Here is a 5,118-nt window from a genome sequence, read left to right as displayed (position 1 = left end):
GGCGAGTTCACCATGCCACCCCGGCGGTGAGCCCCCTCCCCCTCGCTCGCCCCGCTCGCCCCGCTCGGCTCCCGCCGCCCGCCTCGGCTCCCGCCGCCCGCCTCGGCTCCCGCCGCCCGCCGCGGCTCCCGCCGCCCGCCGCGGCTCCCGCCGACCGCCTCGGCTCCCGCCGACCGCCTCGTTGATCATGGAGTTAACTGTGGTCTCGGCGGTGTGGCGTGACCGGAAACTCCATGATCAACGGGATCGAGGCGGCGTTTACGGTCGGACGGCGGGGCGGTCAATGCGACGCGTGGCCAAGATCGTGCGCCCTCAGTCTGCTAAATCCGGCCGGTTTCCTTGGTCATGCGCCGAGGTGTGCGCGAAACCGCCATAGGGCGCACGCCCTCGGCACATGATCATGAGAATCGGCCGGAGCGCATACGCCGGGCGCGCAATCACGACGATGCGCCGTGTCCGTTGATCATGAGGTTTACGGTCACGACACTCCGTCGAGACCACGGTTAACTCCATGATCAACGCGAAGGGTGGGGGGCACGGGAGCGGCGGCGTCAGCCGCGGCGGCGGCGGAGCGGAGCGCGGGGGCGGAGCGGAGCGCGGGGGCGAGCAGGCGCCGGGAGGCGGCGGCGAGCGCCACCCCGGCGAGCGAGGCGACGGCGGGGACGGCGAAAGCACCGGCGTACCCGTACGCGTCAGCGAGGCGTCCACCCACGGCGCCGCCGATCGCACCCCCGGCGACGACGCCGGAGGCGACCAGCGTCATGACTGCCGACGCGCGCCGGGCTGGGCCGATCGCGCTGGCCAGGGCGTTGACGGCGATCAGGTAGGGCGCGCTGACGACGCCGAGGACGGCCATCGCCGCCAGTACGCCGCCCAGCGACGTCCCCAGCACGACGAGCGCGATCGCTCCGGCGGCGAGGGCTACCGCTGCGGTGGCGTACCGGAGGATGGGGCCCCATCGGGCGGGCAGCCAGGCGGTGGCGACTCCGGCGGCCGCGCTACCGATGCCGAGCACCGCGTAGATCAGGCCGGCCGCGCCTGGCATGCCCGACTCTTCCGCGTACGCCGTCACGCCGGTCTGCGTGGCGCCGAACAGCACGCCGATCACCGCCATCGCCGCGACCAGCATCGACACCGCTCCGACGGGCAGCCGGTCGCGGCTGCGGGCCGGCATGACACCGCGTACGGGTGGGGTGGTCGGGTGCAGCGCGAACGGGATCGCCGCCAGCAGCAGGAGGACGGCCGCCACGAGCAACGGCAGGGTCGGCGGTCCGGCCAATGCCACGATGCCGACCAGGGCCGGACCGGCCATGTAGGACAGTTCGTCGGCCGCCCCCTCGTAGGAGAACGCGGTGGGCAGCAGCCGGGTGCGACTCGGGTCACTGAACAAGGTCGCCCACCTGACGCGTACCAGTGGGCCCACCTGGGGATTCGCGAAGCCGGCGAGCGCGGCGACCAGCGCGACCGCCGCGGGCGGGGCGCCGGAGGTGACCGCGAGCACGATCGCGGCCAGCGCCACCGCGTCGATCACCGCGGTCGTGACGCCGACGAGGCGCTGGCCGTGCCGGTCACTCAGGGCCCCGACGACCGGGCCGCCCACCGCCGCGCCCACCCCGTACGCGGCAGCGACCGCCCCGGCGACGGCGAAGCTGCCGGTGGTGGCGGCGACGAGGGTGACCACGCCGAGCGGGCCCATCGCGGCGGGCAGCCGGGCCAGGAAGGCGACGACGAGGAAGAACGGGCCGGTGGTCTGCACGACCGCGCGATAGCGAGACAAGTGAGGGCTCCAACGTAAGAGTCTTCGCATGCCGTCCCACCCAACCGGCATGCCCCTTACGGCCCTGTACGTGATGCTCAGGCAGCGACGATTCGTCCCACGCCGAGAAGCGGTACGTCCCCGACGGCCCTGAGCAATGTCCACCGAGGCGGACCCGTGAAGTCTAGTCGACGGGGGCGGCGACTTGGGAGGTGTAGAGGCGGGAGATCACATCCTCGATCTCTGGTTCGGCGATCGTGACGTCGCGCAGGCCGCCGACGGCGACGAGCCGCGCCAGCAGGTCGCCGACCTCGGCCGTGCTCTCCAGGGCGAACTCCAGCCGGGTGCCCTCGGCCCGTTCGAGGGTGACGCCGGGCACCTCGACGGAGAGCCCCGTCACGGGTTCGGCGAAGTCGACCGTGACCCGGCGGCGCGAGCCGTAGCGCGCGTGCAGTTCGGGCAACGAGCCGTCGTGGACGACCCGGCCGTGGTCGATGACCACGATCCGCCGGCAGAGCCGTTCGATGTCGGCCAGGTCGTGGGTGGTCAGGACGATCGTCGTATCGCCCCGGGCGCCCAGCTCGGCGAGGAAACCCCGGACCGCCTGCTTGCTGAGCACGTCGAGGCCGATGGTCGGCTCGTCGAGGAAGATCACCTCGGGCCGGTGCAGGAGCGCGGCGGTCAGCTCGCCGCGCATCCGCTGACCGAGCGACAGCTGCCGGACCGGGGTGTCCAGGAAGGCGTCGAGGTCCAGCAGGTCCCGGCACCGGCGCAAGGCCGTCTCGTGATCACCAGCTGGTACGCGATAGACGTGGCGCAGCAACGAGAACGACTCCCGCAGCGGCAGGTCCCATTGGAGCGCGGACCGTTGGCCGAAGACCACGCCGATGCGGGCAGCCAGCCGCCGCCGCTGCGGCACCGGGGTGAGCCCGCAGACGCTCAGCTCGCCGCCGCTCGGGGTGAGCACGCCGGTCAGCATCTTCAGCGTGGTGGACTTCCCGGCACCGTTGGGGCCGAGGTAGCCGAGCAGTTCGCCGCGTTCCACCGTCAGGTCGACGCCGTCGACCGCGCGTACCTCGGTGGACTCCCGGCGGAACCGGCTCACCTTCTTGCGGATGGTGAAGTGCTTGCGCAGGCCGCGTACCTCGATGACAGTCATGATCCCGTGCTCCTGTAATGGCGCACCCCGGTGCGCCAGATGAGCGCCGCGACGGTGGCGGCGATCGGTCCGGCCAGCGGTGCGACCCAGCCGGTCCAGTCCGGCAGCCCGATCGGGTCCGGCCGGCCCAGCAGGGCCAGCGCCGGATAGTACGAGATGAAGCCGAGGCCCAGGACGAAGCCGAAGAGCCGCCGGAACCACGCCCCATACAGCGACATCGGGTACGCCGTGAAGTCGCGCCCGCCGTAGGTGACGATGTTGCCCAGCTCGCCCGATTCGATCCACCAGAACGCGACGGTCGCCGAGGCGACGAAGAGCGCCGCGAAGAAGAGCGCCCCGGCCACGATCGCGACCAGCAGCAACACGGCTTTCGGCACCGTCCAGGCGAGGTGCGCGGCGTGCAGCGCGACCGCGAGGATGACCGCCGCGTACACGACCCGGCTCAGCCGCCGGATGCTGAAGTCCACCGCCAGCAACTGCCCCAGTACGCCCAACGGCCGCACCAGCACGGTGTCCAGCGTCCCGGTCCGGACGTAGACACGGATGCGCTCGATGTTGCCGACGGCCAGATCGGCCAGGGCGAACGCGACGGCGGTGATCGCGAACATCAGCAGCACCTGCGGCCGGCTGAAGCCGCCGAGGTCGTCGGTCACCTGGAACATGACCAGCATCGCCATGAGGTCAGCGGAGAGCACGACGAGGTTGCCCGCCATGTCCAGCCAGAACGACACCCGGTAGGACGCCTGGCTGCGTACCTGGGCGAGGGCGAGCGCGACGTAGGGCCGGTCAGCCACCTTGCACCACCAGCCTCCGCTCGGCCCGGCGCTGGACCAGCTCGCACAGCCCGAGCAGCACCGCGGCCCAGAACAGTTGCAGGCCCACGATCACCAGCGGTCCGGGCCGGCCGGCGTACTCGGAGATGACGTCGAGCGGAGCCTGGAGAAGCGAGGGAAAGGGCGTGGCCAGCCACAGCGCCCACATGAGCGGCTCGGGCAGGAAGCGCAGCGGGAAGAACAGCCCGCCGAACAGGCCGGAGCAGAACAACCAGAACATGGACGGCCCACGGTTGTCGAGCAACCAGTACGCGCAGCAGTTGACCAGGAACCGGCAGCAGAAGCAGACGACCACGGCCAGCACGATGGACAGCAGCCCGAGCGGATAGGTCCAGACGTGCTGCGGCTCGGCCAGGCCGAAGACGAGGCTCGCGACGATCAGCGGCGGCGCGAACCGAATGAGCATCGCCAGCCCGGCTCGCCCCATGTCCTGGGCGAGGTAGGTGGTGAGGGTCCGCTGGGGGCGGAGCAAGTCCATCACCACGTCGCCGCTGCGGATGCGGTCGGACAGTTCGGACCAGCCCCAGAGCTGGACGACGCCGATGAGCCCCTGGCCGAGCCAGACGAAGGTGAGCAGCTGCTCGGTGGAGTAGCCGGCCGCCGCACCCGTTCCGGCGGCCACTCCGAGCAGGACGTACGACCGCAGGAACCCGAACATCGTGTTGGTCGCCAGCGAGGCGATGGCCGCCTGCCGATAGGTGGCATAACGACGAAAGCCGATTGCGGCTAATGCCCCGAATCGTCCCACCACTTCGGAGAAGTTTCGGAAAGGTACCCGAGCCACAGTGGCGGTGACATTCGGCACGCCGTACCCTCCCGTTGCAACCGCATCTTCTCTGCCGGCCGGGGTGACCCTATCGTCGTCAGGGAACGGCGGGACAACCGTTTTCGCCGGGACACCGGCGACCCGATCTTCACGAGGTGTGGCGTGACCATCGAGCGCACCAGCGGCCGGCCCGGGTCGGACGTCCCAGCTTGGGCTGGCACGCCGACCTCGCCGTGGTCGAAGGTGCCTGCTCAGCGCCAACCCGCCGACGACAACCCCGATCCGCAGCAGCACGGCCAGGCCACGCCGCCGGGGCCGTTCCCGCCCCGCGCGACCGGCATGGCGCAGCCGCAGTTCGGGCCGAACGGCCAGCCGCTGCCGCCGGGTCCCAACGGCCACCAGCAGCACCCCGGCCAGCCACAGCACCCGGGTCAGCCGCAGCACCCGGGCGCGGGTTACGCGCAGCCCGGCTACGGTCCGCCACCCGGCCAGTTCCCTCCGGGGCAGTACCCGGGCGGTCCGCAGGCACCGCACGGTCAGCCGCAGCAGGGCCAGCAGTACGGCCCGCCCGGCCAGGTCTACGGCCAGCCCGGCCCGCAGCAGG

At 71.7% G+C, this 5,118-nt stretch carries 4 protein-coding genes and 1 pseudogene; 1 reads left to right on the top strand and 4 read right to left on the bottom strand.

All coding sequences use genetic code 11. The features are described from left to right. Positions 1 to 478 precede the first annotated feature (478 nt). The 4 genes from AB0M47_RS42040 to AB0M47_RS42025 all read right to left on the bottom strand — a co-directional run bounded on the left by AB0M47_RS42040 (position 479) and on the right by AB0M47_RS42025 (position 4,499). Positions 479 to 1,777: an MFS transporter gene (locus AB0M47_RS42040; RefSeq protein WP_363424458.1), complete on the bottom strand. Its 1,299-nt coding sequence runs from the start codon at positions 1,775 to 1,777 to the stop codon at positions 479 to 481. Positions 1,778 to 1,940: 163 nt separating this feature from the next. Further along, the gene (locus AB0M47_RS42035) at positions 1,941 to 2,915 is read right to left on the bottom strand and encodes an ATP-binding cassette domain-containing protein (RefSeq protein ID WP_363424455.1); all 975 of its coding nucleotides are present in this window, start codon (positions 2,913 to 2,915) and stop codon (positions 1,941 to 1,943) included. Next, positions 2,912 to 3,709 carry an ABC-2 family transporter protein gene (locus tag AB0M47_RS42030; protein ID WP_363424452.1) on the bottom strand — a complete coding sequence of 266 codons (798 nt, stop codon included), beginning with the start codon at positions 3,707 to 3,709 and terminating at the stop codon, positions 2,912 to 2,914. The genes AB0M47_RS42035 and AB0M47_RS42030 overlap by 4 nt, the downstream gene beginning before the upstream one ends. Beyond that, positions 3,702 to 4,499: an ABC-2 family transporter protein gene (locus AB0M47_RS42025; protein ID WP_363424450.1), complete on the bottom strand. Its 798-nt coding sequence runs from the start codon at positions 4,497 to 4,499 to the stop codon at positions 3,702 to 3,704. Before AB0M47_RS42025 ends, AB0M47_RS42030 begins: the two co-directional genes overlap by 8 nt. A gap of 177 nt (positions 4,500 to 4,676) precedes the next feature. On the opposite strand from AB0M47_RS42025, the pseudogene AB0M47_RS42020 reads away from it, so the two are divergent. Beyond that, positions 4,677 to 5,118, top strand: a pseudogene (locus AB0M47_RS42020) (hypothetical protein); the annotation flags it as partial.

The sequence above is a fragment of the Hamadaea sp. NPDC051192 genome (assembly GCF_040682475.1).
Taxonomy (GTDB): domain Bacteria; phylum Actinomycetota; class Actinomycetes; order Mycobacteriales; family Micromonosporaceae; genus Hamadaea; species Hamadaea flava.
This window is presented reverse-complemented; position numbering and strand designations above follow the sequence as displayed.